At 32.1% G+C, this 19,153-nt stretch carries 16 protein-coding genes; 9 read left to right on the top strand and 7 right to left on the bottom strand.

All coding sequences use genetic code 11. The features are described from left to right. Positions 1–58 precede the first annotated feature (58 nt). Together ACFS3A_RS23665 and ACFS3A_RS23660 are read right to left on the bottom strand one after the other, a co-directional pair. Positions 59–586 (bottom strand): KdsC family phosphatase, encoded by a 528-nt coding sequence (locus tag ACFS3A_RS23665; protein WP_379828032.1) that lies wholly within the window; start codon positions 584–586, stop codon positions 59–61. After that, positions 570–1,331: a Rossmann-like and DUF2520 domain-containing protein gene (locus tag ACFS3A_RS23660; protein WP_379828031.1), complete on the bottom strand. Its 762-nt coding sequence runs from the start codon at positions 1,329–1,331 to the stop codon at positions 570–572. Before ACFS3A_RS23660 ends, ACFS3A_RS23665 begins: the two co-directional genes overlap by 17 nt. A 336-nt stretch (positions 1,332–1,667) precedes the next feature. Here ACFS3A_RS23660 and ccsA point away from each other — a divergent pair, with 336 nt between their 5' ends. After that, positions 1,668–4,883 carry a cytochrome c biogenesis protein CcsA gene (gene ccsA, locus ACFS3A_RS23655; protein WP_379828030.1) on the top strand — a complete coding sequence of 1,072 codons (3,216 nt, stop codon included), beginning with the start codon at positions 1,668–1,670 and terminating at the stop codon, positions 4,881–4,883. Between the two features lie 131 nt (positions 4,884–5,014). Here the strand turns inward: ccsA and ACFS3A_RS23650 are convergent, their stop codons facing one another. Both ACFS3A_RS23650 and ACFS3A_RS23645 read right to left on the bottom strand, forming a co-directional pair. Beyond that, on the bottom strand, positions 5,015–5,803 hold the full coding sequence (locus tag ACFS3A_RS23650; protein WP_379828029.1) for an anti-sigma factor: 789 nt from the start codon (positions 5,801–5,803) through the stop codon (positions 5,015–5,017). Then, positions 5,803–6,333 (bottom strand): RNA polymerase sigma factor, encoded by a 531-nt coding sequence (locus tag ACFS3A_RS23645; protein WP_379828028.1) that lies wholly within the window; start codon positions 6,331–6,333, stop codon positions 5,803–5,805. The genes ACFS3A_RS23650 and ACFS3A_RS23645 overlap by 1 nt, the downstream gene beginning before the upstream one ends. A gap of 944 nt (positions 6,334–7,277) precedes the next feature. Between ACFS3A_RS23645 and ACFS3A_RS23640 the strand changes: the two genes are divergently transcribed. Further along, positions 7,278–7,856: a glutathione peroxidase gene (locus ACFS3A_RS23640; RefSeq protein WP_379828027.1), complete on the top strand. Its 579-nt coding sequence runs from the start codon at positions 7,278–7,280 to the stop codon at positions 7,854–7,856. A 184-nt stretch (positions 7,857–8,040) separates the two neighbouring features. On the opposite strand, the gene ACFS3A_RS23635 is transcribed toward ACFS3A_RS23640, so the two are convergent. Both ACFS3A_RS23635 and ACFS3A_RS23630 read right to left on the bottom strand, forming a co-directional pair. Next, positions 8,041–8,538, bottom strand: a complete 498-nt coding sequence (locus ACFS3A_RS23635) for a GNAT family N-acetyltransferase (protein ID WP_379828026.1) — start codon at positions 8,536–8,538, stop codon at positions 8,041–8,043. A gap of 10 nt (positions 8,539–8,548) precedes the next feature. Beyond that, the gene (locus ACFS3A_RS23630; protein WP_379828025.1) at positions 8,549–9,724 is read right to left on the bottom strand and encodes a thioredoxin family protein; all 1,176 of its coding nucleotides are present in this window, start codon (positions 9,722–9,724) and stop codon (positions 8,549–8,551) included. 177 nt (positions 9,725–9,901) lie between these two features. Here ACFS3A_RS23630 and menD point away from each other — a divergent pair, with 177 nt between their 5' ends. From menD to ACFS3A_RS23595, 7 genes are all read left to right on the top strand, one after another. Further along, complete coding sequence (gene menD, locus ACFS3A_RS23625; RefSeq protein ID WP_379828024.1) at positions 9,902–11,563, top strand: 2-succinyl-5-enolpyruvyl-6-hydroxy-3-cyclohexene-1-carboxylic-acid synthase; 1,662 nt, start codon at positions 9,902–9,904, stop codon at positions 11,561–11,563. Positions 11,564–11,709: 146 nt separating this feature from the next. Continuing rightward, the gene (locus ACFS3A_RS23620; RefSeq protein WP_379828023.1) at positions 11,710–12,561 is read left to right on the top strand and encodes a CvfB family protein; all 852 of its coding nucleotides are present in this window, start codon (positions 11,710–11,712) and stop codon (positions 12,559–12,561) included. A gap of 764 nt (positions 12,562–13,325) precedes the next feature. After that, positions 13,326–14,159, top strand: coding sequence for a 1,4-dihydroxy-2-naphthoyl-CoA synthase (locus ACFS3A_RS23615; RefSeq protein ID WP_053473251.1), 834 nt, complete (start codon positions 13,326–13,328; stop codon positions 14,157–14,159). Positions 14,160–14,263: 104 nt separating this feature from the next. Continuing rightward, positions 14,264–15,226, top strand: coding sequence for a 1,4-dihydroxy-2-naphthoate octaprenyltransferase (gene menA / locus ACFS3A_RS23610; protein WP_379828022.1), 963 nt, complete (start codon positions 14,264–14,266; stop codon positions 15,224–15,226). A 30-nt stretch (positions 15,227–15,256) separates the two neighbouring features. After that, entirely contained in the window at positions 15,257–15,934 is a 678-nt protein-coding gene (locus ACFS3A_RS23605) for a metal-dependent hydrolase (protein WP_379828021.1), read from the top strand. Positions 15,935–16,086: 152 nt separating this feature from the next. Further along, positions 16,087–17,325 (top strand): tetratricopeptide repeat protein, encoded by a 1,239-nt coding sequence (locus ACFS3A_RS23600; RefSeq protein ID WP_379828020.1) that lies wholly within the window; start codon positions 16,087–16,089, stop codon positions 17,323–17,325. A gap of 81 nt (positions 17,326–17,406) precedes the next feature. Beyond that, positions 17,407–18,444 carry an o-succinylbenzoate synthase gene (locus ACFS3A_RS23595; RefSeq protein ID WP_379828019.1) on the top strand — a complete coding sequence of 346 codons (1,038 nt, stop codon included), beginning with the start codon at positions 17,407–17,409 and terminating at the stop codon, positions 18,442–18,444. Between the two features lie 146 nt (positions 18,445–18,590). Here the strand turns inward: ACFS3A_RS23595 and ACFS3A_RS23590 are convergent, their stop codons facing one another. Further along, on the bottom strand, positions 18,591–19,139 hold the full coding sequence (locus tag ACFS3A_RS23590) for a hypothetical protein (protein ID WP_379828018.1): 549 nt from the start codon (positions 19,137–19,139) through the stop codon (positions 18,591–18,593). Positions 19,140–19,153: the final 14 nt, after the last annotated feature.

Raw genomic sequence — 19,153 nt, 5'->3', positions numbered from 1 at the left:
AGATACTAAGTTTTATTCTAAAAGGTTTCTGAAACAGAAAACTGCGACTGAAAATTTTTTAATCATGTTGCCCGTTAAAATATTCCATCCATTTCCCTTGCACTTTCATCACTTGTTCGATAACGTCTCTTGCAGCGCCTCGTCCGCCTTTTACGTGAGAAATATAACGACAAATATTTTTGATTTCCGGAGTAGAGTCTTGCGGACAAGTTGGAAGACCCACCAATTTCATCACATGAAAATCAGGAATATCATCTCCCATATATAACACGTTTTCGGGGTTAATATTATTAATTTCAGTATACTCTTTAAAAGTTTTTACTTTGTCAGGAGTTCCTAAATGAATATCAGCAACTCCCAGATTCTGAAGACGAATACGGACACCTTCACTGCTTCCGCCAGAAATAATACATACATTATAGCCACTTTCAATTGCTGCTTTTAAAGCATAACCATCACGGATATTCATTGTTCTCAACATTTCACCTTCATTGGTTACAAAAACAGAACTGTCTGTTAGTACGCCGTCTACATCAAAAACAAAGGTTGTGATGTCATTCATTATTTCTTTATAACTTTTTGCCATTACGCTGTATAGATTGTGTTAAGATTTTATAGATGTTTTTTTTGTTTTCGTCTTGTAAAAAAGCGACATGCGCCTCTGTTGTATTCGAATCATTACGTACAGCAGGACCAGTCTGGGCATCAACTGGGTCAAGGGTATTTATTTTGTCTGCAGTTTCCTGAATTAGAGGTTTTAGAATCTCAAAAGGAAGCTGATTTTCTTCACAGATTTCTTGTCCCAAATGGTATAAATGATTCGTGAAATTACTGGCAAAAACCGCAGCTACATGAAGTGCCTTTCTTTGTTCTGAACTAATTGAATAAACGGCAGTAGAAATACTTTTTGCAATCGTTTCTAACAGTTTGAAATCGGCAGTATTCTCAGCTTCCAGGCAAAACGGGATGATTGAATAATCTATTTCTTTGTTTTTAGAAAAAGTCTGAAGCGGATAAAAAACGCCACGTCTGTTCTTCTCGTTTAAAAGATAAATTGGAGATGTTCCTGATGTATGAACAACAAGCTGATTATTGAATGGAAGCTGATCTGAAACCTCTGTAATAGCATTGTCTGAAACGGCAATTATATGCAAATCAGCTGTTTGTAATTCGCTGTAATTGGTAACAATTTTATCAAAATCAACTAAATGATGTACGGCTTCCGTTTTTCTTGAAAAAACCTGTTTAAGTTCAACAGTTTTGCTTGCACTAAATGCCTTTATCAAATGCTGTGCAACATTGCCCGAACCAATTATATTTATCTGAATCATGAAAACAAAATTAGTATTATTTTTTCTAAAGATAATTTGTAACGAAAAGTTTTGATGCAAGATTGTAGAGAATCTATTCCTTATTATATTTTTAATTCTTTCCTAATTGTCAAAAGTAAAGCTCCATAGTACATTTTTTTTGTTTCGGTCCAAATAAATAAAAAAAAATGAATTAATTTTTATGATATATAATTTTGTAGTAATAAGTGTATGTTTTTGAGAATTTGATCAAATTAACCGCCATATATTTGGTTTTTATTAACAAATATCTCATGCCTCAAATAAACATTTTTGAGTACTTTTGTGCCACTTTATATACAATATAATTCCTTAAAAATGGATAAAAAAATATTCTCTTTTTTGTTTTCTACACGTTTAATGGCCGTTCTTTTTTTAGCATTCGCACTTGCAATGGGTATTGGAACTTTTATCGAAAGTAAATACAATACAGATACAGCCAGAATTTTAATTTACAATACATGGTGGTTTGAGGCTATAATGGTAGTTTTCGTGATTAACTTCTTCGGAAATATCAAGCGTTACCAATTACTTAAAAAAGAAAAATGGGCAACTTTATTACTTCACTTAGCCTTTATTTTTATCATCGTAGGAGCTTTTATTACCAGATATATTAGTTATGAAGGAATGATGCCGATTCGCGAAGGAGCGGCAGAAAATCAAATCTATTCAGATAAAACTTTTTTGACCGTTTTTGTTGACGGCGAATACAAAGGAGAAATGAAAAGAAGAGTTTTTGAAAAAAATCTTTTGCTTTCTCCTGTAACCAATAATGACTTTAGTATTTCCGGAAAGTTTGACGAAACTCCATTTGAAATTTCGTACTCAAATTATATAATGGGAGCGAAAGAAGTAGTTAAACAAGATCCGAACGGCATTTTATACCTTAAATTGGTTGAAGCCGGAGCCGGCGGTCGTGAAGAACATTATCTTAAAGAAGGTGAAGTTCAGAATATTCACAATGTTTTGTTTGCTTTAAATAAGCAAACAGACGGAGCAATAAATATTAATACAAAAGGCGATAAATACACTATTCAAACCCCTTTTGAAGGAGAATTTATGAGAATGGCCGATCAATTAAAAGGCAAAGTAACTAAAGATGATGTTCAGCCTTTGATGATGCGTTCATTATATAGTATTGGGGATATCAGAATTGTATTTCCAGATCCTGCAATGAAAGGAAAAGTAGAATATGAATCTAATAACGATTATAGAGCAAAATCGCATACAGATGCTTTAGTTCTTAAAGTTAAAGCCGAAGGTCAGGAGAAAGAAGTAATGGTTTTTGGATCTAAAGGTCAAGTTGGAGAACCTAAAACCGTTAAAATTGGCAACATTGAATATTCTATATTCTTTGGAAGTAAAGCCTATATTTTACCTTTCAAAATAAAACTAAATGATTTTATTGCTGAAAAATATCCGGGTACAGAAAAAAGTTACTCTTCATACAAAAGTAAAGTAACCGTTCAGGATTCTACAGAAACTTTTAATGCTGATATTTTTATGAATCATGTATTAGATTATAAAGGATATCGTTTTTTCCAGTCTTCATTTGATCCGGACGAAAAAGGAACCGTTTTGTCTGTAAATCATGATTTTTGGGGAACAAACATTACTTATTTTGGATATTATCTGTTGTATATAGGTCTAATGGCAATTATGTTTACAAAACATTCTCGTTTTGGCGATTTGAAACGTAAACTGGAAGCAGTTAAAAAGAAAAAAGAAAAGCTAATTACGATTTTAGTTTTAATGTTGAGTCTGAGTAGTTTTGCGCAGCAATCACCACATGTTCACTCACACGATCATGATCACACACATTCAGCAGATCCAAACGATCACGCTAATCATGTTACTGCACCGCCAAGCAAGAAACAGTTAGATTCTTTATTAAATATCTATAAAGCTCCTGAAGCACACGCTGCAAAATTTGGACGTCTTATTATTCAGGATGCAGGAGGAAGAATGAAACCTATTAATACTTTTTCATCTGAATTACTTCGTAAAGTAAGTCACAGTGATAAATATAATGAAATGAATTCTGACCAGGTATTCTTATCTATGACGCAATACGCACAGGTTTGGATTCAGGTTCCATTAATTTACATTAAATCTGGAAATGACAGTATCCGAAAAATTATTGGTATTGATTCAAAGGATAAATATGCTCCGTTTGTAAAATTCTTTGATGAGCAGGGAAATTATAAATTATCGCCTTATTTAGATGCTGCTTACAAAGCTGCAAATCCAAACCAGTTCGAGAAAGATTACATCGAAACAGATAAAAAAGTAAACTTAATGGAGTCTGCATTAAGTGGCAGTATTCTAAAGATTTTCCCGGTTCCAAATGATCCAAATCATAAATGGGTTTCGTATATGGAACGTGAAGCAGCTGGATTTAAAGGAATGGATTCTACTTACGTGAAACAAATTCTGCCTTTATATTTTAGTGCTTTGAATAATGGTTCTATCGCTAAAAACTTTGACACAGCTGATAATTTAGTCGAAAGTATTCATGGTTTTCAAAAGAAATTTGGAGCCAAAGTAATGCCTAGCGAACAAAAAATCGATGCAGAGATTGCCTATAACAAATACGACGTTTTTCAGAAATTGACTTATTGGTACATTACAGCGGCTAGCTTTATGTTCATCTTTATTATTGTCAACATTTTCTTTGAGAAAAAATGGCTTCGTATTATAATAAACGTATTCCATGTTATAATTGGGTTGTTATTTGCGCTTCATACATTAGGGTTAATAGGTCGTTGGTATATTTCGGGTCATGCACCTTGGAGTAATGCTTATGAATCTATTGTATATGTAGCCTGGTCAACCATGTTCTTTGGATTGGCTTTTGACAGAAAATCAAAATTAACAGTTGCTTCATCTGCTTTCGTTACGGCTATGATTTTAATGGCGGCATACTTAAACTGGATTGATCCTGAAATTGCAAACTTACAGCCAGTTCTTAATTCCTATTGGTTAATGATTCACGTTGCGGTTATTGTGGGTAGCTATGGTCCAACTGCATTAGGAATGATTTTAGGTTTTGTATCGTTACTATTGATTTTCTTTACAACAGAGAAAAACAAAGCCAAAATGGAACTTAATATTAAAGAAATTACTTATATCAACGAAATGTCTTTAACTATTGGTTTGATTATGCTTACAATTGGAAACTTTTTGGGTGGTCAATGGGCAAACGAAAGCTGGGGACGTTACTGGGGATGGGATCCAAAAGAAACTTGGGCCTTAATTTCTATTATGATTTATGCATTTGTAATTCACGCTCGTTTTGTTCCTGCTTTAAGAGGAAAATGGTTCTTCAATTTGATGAGTATGTATGCTTTTGTTTCGATTTTGTTTACTTATTATGGAGTAAACTTTCACTTAGTTGGTTTACACTCGTACGCAAGTGGAGAAGCGCATTCTTTAAGCTGGATTTATTATTGTTTGATAACAATTTCTGTAATTGGAGCAGTTACTTATCCAAAATACAGAAAATATTATAAGACTAAAAAAGTAAAAAAATAGATCATTGAATTAATTATTGATTCACAGAAAGAAGCTCAGTTTTATGCTGGGCTTTTTTATTTAAGTTTTAGATACAAAAAAACTCCTAATTATTAATTAAGAGTTTTTTTCTTTTATATTAAGTTATATTTTTAAACTTTTCCTAAAGTATAAAGCTGTTCCATAGTTGGTGTTGGACTTCCGCCTGCAGGCTCTAAAGTAATTCCAAAAGCTTCTGCAGAATCGGTTTGACTTACAGCAAAGATTTTTTGAGTATTTCCTTCAAAATTATCCAGTAAACCAATACTTGTCGGTGTAAGAACCGGACTTAATTTTAAAGACCATACCTGATAAACCATTCCTTTTGGTGGCGTTGGTAAACCAGCGGCATCAATATAAGTTGTTTTGGTATCTTTATTCCAATATACTTTGGCAAAAGAGGTTGGAGAAACGGCCTGACCGCCAAGTGTAACTCCAGTATTTTTAATATCTCTAACAATACTTAAGTTTTTCTCAGTCTGTTTATTCTGTTGATCTAAGAAAGCATAATCTCTTTGGATTTTATTCTTTTCATTTCCAACAGTAGATACGGCTTCTTTGGTTTTAGACAATTCTAACGTTTGGTATCCTAAACCTAGCAGTAATAAAACAGCTGCTGCCCAGCCCACATATTGTGACCATCCTGAAGCTGGTTTCATGTCGACTACTTTACCATGTTTCAGTTCCAGACGAGCTTTAATCTTCTCAAAATTTGCTACAGAATGAAAAGGAGAGAAACTTGACGATAAAGCTATTACAGCCTTTTCTATCGAAATAATTTCCTGATCTACATCAGGATTTTTTTTTGCCAGTTCAGCTATTTCCAGGTTCTCTTTTTCGCTTAATAAGCCATAAACGTACAACTCTAGAATTCCTGATTCTATATATTCTTGTGCTTCCATTAGATTTTTAAATAATTACGTAAATCGTTAATACAGTTTCTGTTTTGTGTCTTGATAGTTCCCAGTGGCATTGCCAATTCTTCTGAAGCTTCTTGCTGGGTATATCCTTTAAAGAATAATAAATTAATAATCTCAATACATTTTGGTTTCAGTTTTTTTACAAACTCCTGAATTCCGATTGCATCAATTTTGTTGGTTAATTTATTACTGTCATCTAACAGATTTACGAAATTATCCGAGGAAAGGTTTTTTTGACTGTTATTAAAGTTTTTAGAACGTAGTTTATCAATCGAAGTATTACGGGCAATATTAAGGATCCAGGTATAAAATCGGCCTTTGCTTTCGTTGTAAGAATCGATGTTTTTCCAGATTTTCACGAAGACATCCTGAAGGACATCTTCGGCTTCCTCTCGATTTTTGATTAAAACATGAATAACAGAAAATAAGCTTTTAGAGTACATGTCATACAAATGTGTAAAAGCTTTTTGGTCTTTTTTGTAAATTAAAACTAGCAACTCTTCTTGACTCATAGATTTGGATTTTAGGTTTAAACTTGAAAATTTAGACATTTAGTGGTAACTGTTATAAAGGTAATTTATTTTTTTTGGATTTTTTTTATTTTTTTTTGTAGTCAAAAACCTAGGAAAATCAAGGGTTTTGAAAAAAAGATGATTTTTTTTACTTTTTTTTAAAACCAAAAACTATCCAATTACGTAAATGTATTTAGAAGTAAGAAAAAGAACATAATAATACGATAACGAAAAATAGCCAATGCATAAATAGAAAAACAGGTGGCATTGGAGTTATAAATATAAAGTCGTTCTTTAAAAAACAATATTATGGATAGCAAGTTAATAATAAAAGTACTGATCGTCGGATTAACCACTGTGTTAGCGATGACCGTTTTTAATAAGAACGACTTTAAAAGAGAAGCAGTTAAAAGTCAATTTAAAATGTAGTTGAGATTGACGAATTGATTATAAATAATAAACTTTTAAGATTATGAATTTTATAATAATGTTCGTTTTGTTAGCATTTATTTTAGTATTTGTTAAACTCTATAAACAGTAAAAAGAATGTTCTTTAAATTTTGAAAATGAAAAAATAATATAGTTGATGTACCCGGACTTCCAAATCGAAGACTTTTTATTATGCCATAACGGTTAAGTTAAGATTCAGACAGATACAATATTACAAGCCATTTAAAAATATTTTGAAAGTGCGTTAGGCATTGGGGGATAAAAAGATTTTCAATATAACCGGGGCATCAACTATAATTTTAAACAACTATTATTTTATTAATAAAGATTGCATAATAATTAATTCATGGTTTGATTTGTTTGTATGGGGGGAAGCCTAACGTCTGATTAACGTTAGGCTTCATTTTTTTATTTAACTTTTGATTAATAAAATTTAAAGACTTAAAAGCATTTTACTAAAGTGGATTTTAACTAATTTTATAAAAAATTATACGATGAAAAATATAGCAATTTTATTTTGTAGTGCATTATTTATGATAGCCTCACAAGTTCAGGCTCAAACGAGCCATAAACCTAAAAAAGAAATTATGGCAAAAGAAAACATTTATCAATTTAAAGTCGAAGATTTATCCGGAGATACTTTTGACTTTGCGTCTTTGAAAGGCAAAAAAATCATGATTGTAAATACAGCTTCAAAATGTGGTTTAACACCACAATACAAAGATTTAGAAGCGATTTACAAAGAATACAAGGATAAAGGTTTTGTAATTGTTGGTTTCCCTGCAAATAATTTTGCTTCTCAGGAACCAGGAACGGCTAAAGAAATCGAAAGCTTCTGCCAGCAGAACTACGGTGTAACTTTTCCTATGATGAACAAAGTTTCAGTTAAAGGAAATGATATGTGCGAAGTATATAAATTCCTGACCCAGAAGTCTAAAAACGGTCTGCAGGACTCTGAAGTAGAATGGAATTTTCAAAAATACCTGATTAACGAAAAAGGAGAATTGGTAAAAGTGATTAAACCAAAAACTTTACCAACAGATCCTGAAGTTATTAATTGGATAAAAAGCTAAAAAATAACTATCTAAACAAAAAAATCCACATATTGTGGATTTTTTTGTCATTCTGAGGAACGAAGAATCACATCAGAAACTCGACAAAGATTGAAGAATTACTGTATGGAAATACTTTTGTGATTCTTCGTTCCTCAGAATGACAAAAAAAGAACTTTGTGTAAACTCCTTGCGTTCTTAGCGGTTAAACCAAAATCAACTGCATAAATACCAAATCCAGCCAATGATCAAATTTGTAACCTACTTCCCGAATTGTTCCTGTTGCGACAAAACCAAATCGTTCATGAAAAGCAATACTCCCTGCATTATCAGCATCGATAGCGCCAATCATAACATGATAACCTTGTTCTTTTGCTAAACGAATTAATTCTGTTAAAAGTTTAGAACCAATTCCTTTTCCTATTACATTATCAACCACATAAACTGAGTGCTCTACTGTAAATTGATAACCGATTTTTTCTCTAAACTGACCATAACTTCCAAAACCAACTACTTCACCGTCTAAATCTGCTACAACAATCGGAAGATTTTTAGCTGTTTTATCATCAAACCATTTCTTCTGGACTTCTAATGTCTGGATTTCATAACTGTAATTGGCGGTTGTATGTAAAATAGAATGGTTTACGATATCAAGAATCTTCTCTAAATCATTTTCAGTTGCCGGTCTTAAAATAATGCTCATTATACTATAATTATTTTTTATTTAGTTCTGCTAGTAGAGTATCTGCTTCTTTGGCGTCCCAGCCCATTTCCTTAGCGATGACTTTGGCTTCTTTAGCATATTCTAAAGCTTTCTTTTTGTCTTTTATTTTATTGTAAAGTTTAGCTTCTAGTAAGTTTCCGTCATAAGAATCATTTAATTCTAAAGAATGACTTACCCAAAAAATTGCTTTTTTCAGGCTTTCAGTATCGTTAATATGCTTAAAATAAGTGTTTCCGATATCTTTTAAGAAACTCGCATCTTTCCAGGCTAACTTTTCAGTTTCTTCAAGTGTAACCTTTTTGTAAAAATCCCATTTCTCGGTTCTTTCTGCCAAAGATAAATCATATTTGAAAACCAGAGAATCCGTTTTCTGCAATCTGATAGATTTTGCAATTTCTCTTTGTTTATAATAATTGACTGTATCTAAATTATCAACTAACGGACGAAGCAGTTCATTTACTATACTTTCAATCTTACGATCAATTCTACTTTGAGAAGCCACTGCAGCAAATTCTTTTTGATGTTTTAAAACATACTGAAACTCTCTGGATTTAATATCAGTAACACCATTTGCAATAACTCTCCAGTTTAATTCGCTGATTAATTGTGCATCAGATTGCGTGTTTAAATATGTGTGAGTTGCCGGAGATAATTCAGTTCTGTCTTTTCCTTTTTTTAAAGTATTCAAATAAGTAAAATACTTGTCAGAATTACTTGGGTCAGCCATGAATTCTTTTTCCAAATAAGGCAATTGCATCTTTGGATTTAAAGCATAGCGAAGTTCATTTTGAAACTCTGCTTTTTTCATTTCTCCCTTTAAAGCATAAATCAGCGTTTCATTAGTATCAATAAATAAAAAAGTAGGAAGGGATTTGGTATTGAATTTACTCTTTAAAGCGATTCCTTCTTCTTTTTCAATGTTTTTATAAGTACAGACAAAGTTTTTATTCAAAAAATCAATTACTGCAGGATCGCTTAAAACTTCACTTTTCATCAAATTACAATGCGGACACCAATCTGCATAAAGCATTACGAAAAGTGGTTTTCCTTCTTTTTTAGCAGCTTCCAATGCCGTCTTGTACGGAATATCAACAGGAACAAATTGATTTTGAGAATTTGCATTTTGAAAAGTAATGGCAAAAAATAGTAGAAAAAAGAAACGCATAATTAAGTCAGGCTTTTATTAATAATTCGATTTTACAAATATATCCTCTTTTTTGAGAAAGAGACTTAATATATTCCTAATTATAACTTAAATCAACTGTGAAGTTCGTAACTTTGTAAGCATGATTAAGAAAAATCAATTAATTGATTTTCTTTATAAAAGTAATACACGACCGGAATGATTTACCCCAAAATAGCGCTTGCACAAAGCATTATCGAAATTTTATCTGCCAAGGGCATTATCAATATTATTATTTCTCCAGGATCCAGAAATGCCCCTTTAACCATTGGATTTGCTCAAAACCCTAATTTTAAATGTTACAGTATAGCAGATGAACGTTGTGCTGCTTTTTTTGCTTTGGGAATTGCACAACAAACCAAACAACCAACAGTGGTAGTTTGTACTTCAGGATCTGCTTTATTGAATTATTATCCGGCTTTGGCAGAAGCATTTTACAGCCAAATTCCATTCATTGTCATTTCTGCCGATCGTCCGCAGAGTAAAATTGATATTGGTGATGGTCAAACGATTCGTCAGCAAAATGTTTTTCTAAATCATTCTGTTTTTAATGCCAATCTTACGGAAGAAGCTTCAGAAGAAAATGACTTAAAAATAAATCAGGCTATTGAAACAGCTATTTTGAAAAAAGGACCTGTTCATATTAATGCGCCGTTTGAAGAACCTTTATATGAAACTACAGAAGAACTTTCAGTTAAACCAAAAATTACCAATTTTACTCCAGAGAATAATTCAAATACAATAGAAAATATTGATCAGTTTGTTTCTATTTGGAATAATGCAAAGAGAAAATTAGTTCTGGTAGGAGTAAACGAAGCCAATACTATAGACAGGGGAATTATCGAAAATTTAGCTTCTGATCCTTCAATTGTAGTACTTACAGAAACAACATCTAATCTTCATCATCCTAACTTTATTAATAGTATTGATACTTTAATTACACCGTTTGACGATTCTGATTTTAAGGAATTTAACCCTGAAGTTTTAATCACATTTGGAGGAATGGTGGTTTCTAAAAGAATCAAAGCATTTTTGCGAAAATACAAACCGAACCATCATTGGCATATAGATACCTTACGTGCTTACGATACTTTTGGCGCATTGACAAAACATGTTGAAATGCAGCCAAATGATTTCTTTAAAGATTTGCTTCCAAAAACAACTTTTGCGGAAAGTGATTATTTTAAAAATATTGATTCTGTTTATAAAGAAAGACTGAAAAGAAGAAAAGAATATTTAAGAGAAATTGGATTCTCGGATTTTAAAGTTTTTGAAAAAGTAATAGAATCACTTCCTCCAAACAGTCTTTTGCAGATAAGCAATAGTTCAGCAATTCGTTATGCTCAATTAATAGATATTGACGAATCAATCGAAGTTTTCTGTAACAGAGGAACCAGCGGAATTGACGGAAGCACTTCAACAGCTATTGGAGCTGCAGTTGGTAATTCAAAACAAAATATTTTCATTACTGGCGATATCAGCTTTTTATACGACAGTAATGCACTTTGGAACTCTTATATTCCTGAAAATTTTAAAATTATTTTAGTGAATAATGGAGGAGGAGGAATTTTTAGAATCCTTCCGGGGCATCAGGAAAAACCGGTTTTCAATACTTATTTTGAAACGTCACATCATCTAACTGCTGAACATTTGGCCAAAATGTATCACTGTAATTATTTTACAGCTAATGATTCAGACTCATTGACGACTGGAATTGAATCGTTATATAGTACAAACAATGCTCCGGCAATATTAGAGATTTTTACGCCAACAACTGAAAATGATGTTATTTTAAAACAATATTTTAAGAGTTTAAATTAATCCTCTTAACATATTTAGAATAATAATAAAAGTGCTGTATACCGGCACTTTTATTTTATATCAAACATTTTTGATTTAACATTTTCAAACTTCGTACCTTTGCTACACAAAACTTAGTTGTTTAATCAGCTTAGAATATTAAAAAAATGCTTGAAATAGGAAAATACAATACCCTGACTATATTACGTGATACCAAAGTTGGTTTGTTTTTAGGAGATCCTGAAAATGACCCTGAAGGTGTTCACGACGTTTTACTTCCAAATAAATATGTTCCAAAAGAATTTGAAATTGGCGAAGAATTAATCGTTTTTGTTTATTTAGATCACGAACAGAGACCAGTTGCAACGACTTTGGTCCCTTACATTTTATTAAATGAATTTGCCCTTTTACGAGTAAATTATATCAACAATGTAGGTGCGTTCATGGATTGGGGGATGGAAAAAGACATTCTTGTGCCATTCAAAGAACAAGCCCGTCCGATGGAAAAAGGAAAACGTTACTTAGTTTATTTATACATGGATAAACAAACTAATCGTTTAGTTGCCTCAAGTAAAACGAATCAGTTCTTAAACAATGATCAATTGACTGTTGAAAAAGGGGAAGAAGTAGATCTGATCGTTTCTCATATTACAGATATGGGAATCAATGTTATTATAAACGAACAACACAAAGGTCTTTTATACAAAGATGAAGTTTACGACGATTCTATCAGAACCGGTCAAAGATTACGTGGCTATATTAAAAATATACGTCCTGATAACAAAATTGATGTAGCACTTCAGGCACAAGGAGCTGAAAGCATTGAACCTAATGCAGAAAAAATCTTAAGTGAATTAAGAGCAAGCAGAGGTTTTCTAAGGCTAAATGATAATTCTCATCCGGAAGACATCAAGACTGTTTTAAAAATGAGTAAAAAATCATTCAAAAAAGCAATTGGCACATTGTACAAAGAAAGACTGATTGAAATTAAAGAAGACGGTATTTACCTGATAAACTAAATATCTTAAATTCCAAATTACAATTGGACACAATAATTTAGAATTTGTTTTTTTGAATTTGCGAAGTTATTATAACACAAAAGGCTGCTCATTACGAGCAGCCTTTTGCTTTTTATTCTAGTTTTAAAAAAAATTGTAATTAAAAAAAAACAGAAATAAAATAATTCGAATCCATCTCAGAATAATAGCTTTACGTATTTTAGAGATTATCCTATTGACGGTATGTCTTTTAAACAATTAATGTAAATATCTTAAAAGCAAAAAGAGAATTTCACGGCTACTCCATTGGTTTATAAATAACTTTTAGAAAGTGTGAATTAGTACTTTTCCTCTTTTCGTTATCCTTTATATACTAATTATAGATACAATTCTAACATTTAACCTTAGGTGTTACTTTTTTCTTTTTGAAGTTTCGACAAACACATAAATCATTTGCTCTTTAATTTGAGGTTTGTTAATGAAAACCCTAAAAAAATGAGCGACAAATTTTTTAAATTTTCTCAAAAAAATCATTTTTTAGGTTAATAAATCAGTGAAAGAAAATCAATCTAAAATCAAGCAAATAAAATGTATCTAGCTGATTTCTAGGATGTAAAATTAATTATTATTTTTCTAAACTAATGTTAAAAAATGTTATTTTTTGTAAGTAAATACCAATTGTTAACATTGTGCATCGATTTCGTCACGACTAAACCCGAATTGAGTAGGTAAAATTATAAAAATGCCTTATTTTTACACTATAATATTTAAATACAAAAATCAAAATGGATTGGATTACAGCCAGAGAATTTGAAGATATAACTTATAAAAAATGCAATGGAGTAGCTAGAATTGCCTTTAACAGACCAAATGTTAGAAACGCTTTTCGCCCTAAAACCACTTCAGAATTATACCAGGCTTTTTATGATGCACAAGAAGACACTTCAATTGGAGTTGTTTTACTTTCTGCAGAAGGTCCTTCAACAAAAGACGGGGTTTATTCTTTCTGCAGCGGAGGTGATCAAAACGCACGTGGACATCAGGGATATGTTGGTGAGGATGGTCAGCATCGTTTAAATATACTTGAAGTACAGCGTTTAATTCGTTTTATGCCTAAAGTTGTAATTGCTGTTGTGCCAGGATGGGCCGTTGGTGGAGGACATAGTTTACATGTCGTTTGCGATATGACGCTTGCAAGTAAAGAACATGCCATTTTTAAACAAACAGATGCTGATGTAACTAGTTTTGACGGAGGTTACGGATCTGCGTATTTAGCTAAAATGGTAGGACAGAAAAAAGCGCGTGAAATTTTCTTTTTGGGTAGAAATTATTCTGCTCAGGAAGCTTTTGAAATGGGAATGGTAAATGCTGTAATTCCTCATGATGAACTGGAAGCTACTGCATACGAATGGGCGCAGGAAATTCTTCAAAAATCACCAACTTCTATTAAAATGCTAAAATTTGCCATGAACTTAACTGACGACGGTATGGTTGGACAGCAGGTTTTTGCAGGAGAAGCAACTCGTTTGGCTTATATGACAGAAGAAGCAAAAGAAGGAAGAAATGCTTTCTTAGAAAAAAGAAAACCAAATTTCGGCGAAAATAAATGGTTGCCTTAAATAATTTTAGATTTCTGATTTCAGATATTAGATTTTCAGTCTATCCATTTTTAATCAGAATATAAATAATCTAAAATCTACATTCTTAAATCTAAAATTACAATATGAAACATTGGATTGAAGCCGCAAGATTGCGCACATTGCCTTTATCAGTTTCCGGAATTATAGTTGGAAGTATTTATGCTTTATCAAATCCAACAGAAACTATTAATACGCCGACAGAAGTATTCAGCTGGAAAATTTTTGGTTTCGCTCTTTTAACAACATTAGGTTTACAGGTTTTATCCAATTTTGCCAATGATTACGGAGATGGAGTAAAAGGTACTGATAATGCAGATCGAGTTGGGCCACAACGTGCGATACAGAGCGGCGTTATCACACCCGCGGCAATGAAGAAAGCGATTATGATTACTTCATTTCTGACTTTGTTATCTGCAATAATCTTAATCTATTTTGCATTTGGAAAAGACAATTTTGGTTATTCTATCTTTTTCTTATTATTAGGAATTGCTGCAATTGTATCAGCAATTAAATATACGGTAGGGAATTCAGCTTACGGATATCGAGGTTTTGGAGATATATTCGTTTTTATTTTTTTTGGATTAGTAAGTACTTTGGGGGTAAACTTTTTATATGCAAAAGAAGTAGATCCGCTTTTAATTCTCCCTGCAATCTCAATAGGATTGTTGAGTGTTGGGGTTTTAAATTTAAATAACATGCGCGATCAGGAATCAGATAAAAAGGCTGGGAAAAATACAATTGTGGTACAGATTGGCGCTGCAAATGCTAAAGTCTATCATTATACCTTGATCGTTACAGCAATGCTTTTAGTAGTAATTTTTGCTATTTTAAGTGATTATAATTTTGATCAGTATTTATTCTTATTGGCTTATATTCCTTTAACTAAACATTTAATTACAGTTTATAAAAATCAGGATCCTAAATTATTAGATCCGGAATTAAAAAAACTGGCACTAAGCACTTTTTTACTTTCAATTTTACTAACGGTTTGTATGATTTCGTTAATTTCAGATATCATTGTAAACTTGTTTTTAGGTGGAAGATAAGAAACACTTTAAACTTAAAATTAAACAAAAATGAAAATTACATATTACGGACACGCTTCTCTGGCAATTGAAGTAGGAGGAAAAAATATTATTGTGGATCCATTTATTACCGGAAACCCAAAAGCAGCAGGTATTGATATCAATGTCCTAAAAGCAGATTATATTTTGCTTACGCATGCTCATGGAGATCACGTTTTGGATGTTGAAGCAATTGCAAAAAATACAAATGCTGTCATTGTTTCAAATGCTGAAATCGCTACTTATTATGGAAGTAAAGGATTCAATTCGCACCCAATGAATCATGGTGGAAGCTGGAAATTTGATTTTGGTAAAGTAAAATATGTAAACGCAATTCACTCAAGCAGTTTTCCTGACGGAACTTACGGAGGAAACCCAGGAGGATTTGTAATCGAAGGTGAACACAAAAACATTTACATCGCAGGTGATACTGCTTTGACTTATGATATGAAATTGATTCCGCTTCGTACGGAATTAGATTTAGTAATTCTTCCTATTGGCGATAATTTTACAATGGATATTGAAGATGCCATTATAGCTTCAGACTTTGTAGAATGTGATAAGATTTTAGGATATCACTTTGATACTTTCGGTTATATTGAAATCAATCATGAAGATGCTATCCGTAAATTTTTCGACAAAGGAAAAGATTTGATGCTTTTAGAAATCGGAGAATCGATAGAATTATAATAAGAAGCTAATGCCGATATATGAAATATCTTTTGTGGCTCCCGATAACTATCGGGACCACACAAAAGAATGTCGGTTCCATAAGAAAGTTATTTGGCACAATCTATGTTATTGAAATACTGGAGTTTTTAAAATAAAAATCATTTTAATCTGTGAAATCTGTGGCAATTCAAACATCCTCACAAAATTCAACTTTCAAAAAAATATTCCTCTTTCTATTTATTGTAGTTTCTTACAACACTTTTGCTCAAAAAGATGGTTACTGGGATAAAGAACGTGCAACTACAAAAGAAATTATAGTACCTGCAAGAGATAGAATCTCTATTGCAACAGAAGACCTTCCAGTAGGAACTACAGAAATCGTATACCGAATTACACTTTTAGATAAAAATCAGGAAATGGCCAATAGCTTAGTTTCCTTATTAAAAGCAATTCCAGATCCTTCAGGAGTAAGTCAGGGATCGGCTGGTGCGGTGTTTTTGATGTCTAAAATTTCGGGAGACGATCAATGTACTTATTCCATTTTTACCTCAAACGAAAACGCTAAAAAATATGTTGCAAACGGTAAAATCAATGATGCTTGTTATTCTCAGGCAGAACCTGTAAGCAAAGATGCCAAACGATTATCTGTTAATAAATCCTCTTGTTTAAAAGAAAATATTAGTACAATCTGGTTTGGTTTCGAAAGCAAAAACTGGATTCTAAGTCAGAAAGTAGTTTTAGAAGTTGTACCCTGGGTTGATACTAAACTGAATCGCGGTTGGAATCAGGATAACAAAAATGAAATCATAAGTTTGTGTAAAACTTCTACAATGGCACAAAAAATGGCTAATTCAGATGATTTTTGTGTTTGTATTTTAAATAAAATAATGAAACAATATCGTTATGATGAGTTTCAGAAATTATTAGCCGTTGAAAAAACAAAAGTTTATAAAGATTTCGGAAATGCCTGTTATAAAGATTCGGATATCTCTAAAAATGTTTTCAATGATTTAAGAAAACAAACTTCTTCTTTAATCAAAGCGCAAAAATACAATGAAGCAATTCCGAAATTAAATACTATTGTTAATGAGGGGAAAGCAACAGCTTTAGATTATAGTTCTTTGGGCTATTGTTATATTTTGACCAAACAGTATGCAAAAGCATTAAAAGTACTTCAGGAAGGAGAAAAACTGGATGATACAGAGTTATTGGTAAAACTTAATCTCGCACATGCATATTTAGTTAATAACGATTATAGTGCTGCAAAAACAATCTATAAAAAATACCAAACTCAAAATGTTACCGATAGTTTAAGCTGGATTGAGAAAACAAAACTTGATTTTCAGGTTTTTGAAAAAGCAGGTTTACCTTCGAAAGATTTTGAAAGAATCTTAAAATTATACAATTAAGATTTTCAGTTATCAAAAGCTCTGTAAAGTCTTTTTTAAAACTTAGCATTTCAGTATCTCAGCACCTTAGTACCTTTAAAAATGAAAGCATCCTATTACAAGTATCTATTAGAATTTAAAAGACCGTCCGGAACGTCGCGCGGAATTATGACAGAAAAGGAAACCTGGTTTATTATTCTGGAAAAAGACGATAAAAAAGGAATTGGAGAGTGCGGAATTCTGAGAGGATTAAGTGCAGATGATCGTGAAGATTACGAAGAAAAATTGAAATGGACTTGCGAAAATATCCATTTAGGAGAAAAAGCACTTTGGGAAGCTTTATTAGAGTTTCCGTCAATTCAATTTGGAATTGAGATGGCGTTTTTATCATTAAAAAGTGAAAATCCATATCTTTTGTTTCCATCAGATTTTACTAAAAATTTGAGCTCAATCAACATAAATGGATTGGTTTGGATGGGAGAATCTTCTTTTATGAAACAACAGATTGAAGATAAATTAACAGATGGCTTTAATTGTATAAAACTTAAGATTGGAGCAATTGATTTTGAAAAAGAATTGGAATTGTTGAAGTTTATAAGGAGTCATTTTTCGCCTGAAGAAATAGAAATTCGCGTCGATGCAAATGGTGCTTTTTCTTTAACAGAAGCTTTAGTTAAATTAAATCAATTAAATCAATTTCAATTACATAGTATTGAACAACCAATCAGACAAGGAAATATTCTTGAAATGGCTCAATTGTGTAAAGAAACACCTTTTCCAATTGCATTAGATGAAGAACTTATTGGTATATTTTCATTTGAAGAAAAAGAAAAATTACTACAGGAAATAAAACCACAATACATTATTTTGAAGCCTAGTTTTATTGGAGGATTTAAAGGAACACAAGAATGGATTTTATTAGCAGATAAATACAATATTGGCTGGTGGATCACTTCTGCGTTAGAAAGCAACATTGGTTTAAATGCTATTGCACAATGGACTTTTCTTCAGAATTCAGAAATGCCGCAAGGTTTAGGAACAGGAGCATTATATACTAATAATGTAGATTGTCCATTAGAAGTTAAAAACGGGAGATTGTGGTATAATACAACAAAAGAATGGCAAAAAGACTTTTTTTAAAGTGACAAAATAACAAAGGTACAGAGTAAAAAACTTTGTACCTTTTTTGTATAATTAATTAAAGAAAAAGCAAAGAAGACAAAGCTTCTGCGTAAAAGCTAAACCTTTGCAACTTTGTTTCTTTGTCGCTCTGAACCTTAAATGAATCATTCTTTTCCGCCTAGAAGGCTATCCTGCCAGTCTTTCAGTTCCTGCCATTTTCCCTGATAAGCCATCAAAGCTTGTCTAGGCCATGTACTTGGATTATGTATAGCGTAATTTTCTCCGCCGGCATCGAGAATAGATTGTAATTTTTCGGTTGAAGCTTGTGAAAGATCATACCAGGTTTTTATTCCGGCATCATTAAACAAAGCTTCGATTTTTGGCCCAATTCCTTCCACAACTTTTAAGTCATTCTCTTTGATTTTCTTACCGAGAACAGTTGCGGCTAACTCACTGTTAAACGGTATTAAAGTTGGAGCTGTTGCAGCAAATGATTGTGGAGCCGGATTAGATTTGGCTGCTGCTAAATCTGCTTCCAGAGTTGATATTCTTGCATTTAAATTTCGAGTATTAGCTTTGCAGGCATCCAGATCAGCCTGAAGCGATAACGCAAGAGAATCATCATTTTTTGAATTCATTTTTCCTAGTAAGTAACCTAAAATTCCACAGATTAATCCCACTAGCACAGGTATTAAGATACAAGGTATATTCATGATCGTATGTTTTG

This window comes from Flavobacterium notoginsengisoli (assembly GCF_042686225.1).
In the GTDB taxonomy this organism is placed as follows: domain Bacteria; phylum Bacteroidota; class Bacteroidia; order Flavobacteriales; family Flavobacteriaceae; genus Flavobacterium; species Flavobacterium notoginsengisoli.
This window is presented reverse-complemented; position numbering and strand designations above follow the sequence as displayed.